Annotated in this window: 3 protein-coding genes and 1 pseudogene; 1 reads left to right on the forward strand and 3 read right to left on the reverse strand. The window is 38.5% G+C overall.

Annotated elements, in window-relative coordinates; genetic code table 11:
* Both ACFINY_RS09610 and ACFINY_RS09615 read right to left on the reverse strand, forming a co-directional pair.
* A pseudogene (locus ACFINY_RS09610) lies at positions 1-152 on the reverse strand (PBSX family phage terminase large subunit); the annotation flags it as partial.
* Positions 133-468 (reverse strand): hypothetical protein, encoded by a 336-nt coding sequence (locus ACFINY_RS09615; RefSeq protein ID WP_375701059.1) that lies wholly within the window; start codon positions 466-468, stop codon positions 133-135. The gene ACFINY_RS09615 and the pseudogene ACFINY_RS09610, both read right to left, overlap by 20 nt.
* 202 nt (positions 469-670) lie before the next feature.
* Here ACFINY_RS09615 and ACFINY_RS09620 point away from each other — a divergent pair, with 202 nt between their 5' ends.
* Positions 671-1,297: a hypothetical protein gene (locus ACFINY_RS09620; protein WP_375627825.1), complete on the forward strand. Its 627-nt coding sequence runs from the start codon at positions 671-673 to the stop codon at positions 1,295-1,297.
* 13 nt (positions 1,298-1,310) lie between these two features.
* On the opposite strand, the gene ACFINY_RS09625 is transcribed toward ACFINY_RS09620, so the two are convergent.
* A partial coding sequence (locus ACFINY_RS09625) for a hypothetical protein (protein ID WP_375701060.1) occupies positions 1,311-1,751 on the reverse strand: 441 nt, incomplete at its 5' end.

The following is a 1,751-nucleotide window of genomic DNA, read 5'->3' on the forward strand; positions in this document are numbered from 1 at the left end:
TGCATACCAAATTGATAGCCTTTTAAAGCAGCCATCAATGCAAATGATCTTGTCTTTCCAGACCCTCGTCCACCCCACGCCGCTCGTACCAAAGCATCCCCATCAAAAATAGGGATAAGTTTTGGTACAATCTTAATCTGTCTTGTCGTCATTCATTGTTAAAGGAGCAATTTCTACACGCGTTATGATCTTAATGGCTCCCCCATCTTCACCTGTTACCTGTAAAGGCAACACCTTACCAAGCAACGCTAAATAAGCAGCGGGGCATTCCATAGCCTGCTTTTCCAAATAAGAGATCAAACCATCCTTGCCAATTTTATTCCCAGCATTCTCAGCAGCCTTAACCACTGCTTCTTTTAAAATGCGCGTCATCTTATTCGGAACGCCTTTGACACGCCCTTGACCTGCCTTTGGTGGTATACGCTTTTTAATGGGTTGTGGAGCCTGATGTGTATTTTCTGATGTCATAAAATACGCCCTCCAGATAATAAAAAACCCCGCATTTGCGGGGATTTTGAACTGTACATTTCCCTCTCTAGACACAATACGCCTAAGTACAGCAATGTCATTAAATACGATTTGCTACAATTTGTCAACATAAAAATAACACATATTGATAATTTCAAAGTGAATCGGTTAAACAGCGCTTATGAATAATTAAGGGTTCAAAATGATGAAATCATTATCCATAACACGCATCATAACATTTATAGCTTTCTTTTTTATATCAGCGCTACCTGCATCAGCGTCATTTGGATTTATAGACAAATTGACGCGTATGTTTACAAGTGTAGATACTATGGAGAAGTATAATAAACTTTACAACAAATACGCGAGTGAATCATATATTGGCTCTACGCATTCTGAAAAGATACTCGAAGCAAAAGAATATGCACACAGACATGGATACACCGAAACTGATTTTATATTGAAACGTCATCTATGGGTTATTTATTGCGGACGCTATGTGAATTTATTGCGGGGTGATTATAATATATTGATGTCACATACGGATCTACCCATGGCTCTACCCAATGTGATAGATCATTTACGCAGGAAATATCTTTGGAAGCCAATGTATTTTATGTGGGCATATAACGAATCAAATAACAGCAAAAATCCAATGATTTATTATGCGAAAGAATTTCTTAAAACTACGAAGGACCCTGAATTTGACTTAGAAGAACAAATTACTGATCTAGTATATAATGTGAGAAACGGTTATTATGAAACGATTGAATTACTAAAGAAACGTTGCAACACCATAGAATGGATATACTATATAATGAAACCGTAATAGAGATTGTCATTTAACGATCAAAATGTTTCTGAAGCACGTTAAGAGCAACCCGCAGTGAATTCACAAGATGTGGTAGCATTTGATCTTCTATAACGAGGTACTGTAGCGCTGCGTAAAGATTGTACTGTCTATAAAGACACTGGGCTTCTTTTAGTGCCTCTTGCATGTTTATAAACTGCTCTGTTGCAAATGCTACCCACTTGTCTCTTGCCTTATCATCAGAAGATGACGGAATTTCATTATAAACAGCACTTGGCAAGCCTTTTGCACACAAATAGTCGTTTCTTATCTGTAGGTACTGTTGCGCGGCATCATATTGCTCTTGAGTAATCACGCCTTGCAAACAAAGCCGCCCGATATAGGTACCAGAAAGTGGATTTTTTGCCTCCTGTAGCGTTAAACCGAAGCGCTTTGCACGCATTTCTATTGCCAATTTATCAACGGCTTCACG

This window comes from Bartonella sp. AA23NXGY (assembly GCF_042197165.1).
In the GTDB taxonomy this organism is placed as follows: Bacteria; Pseudomonadota; Alphaproteobacteria; order Rhizobiales; family Rhizobiaceae; genus Bartonella.

Excerpts from the sequence above, each read along its gene's own strand:
- ACFINY_RS09615 (WP_375701059.1), bottom strand. The coding sequence starts at position 468 with ATGACATCAGAAAATACACATCAGGCTCCACAACCCATTAAAAAGCGT.
- ACFINY_RS09620 (WP_375627825.1), top strand. The coding sequence starts at position 671 with ATGATGAAATCATTATCCATAACACGCATCATAACATTTATAGCTTTC.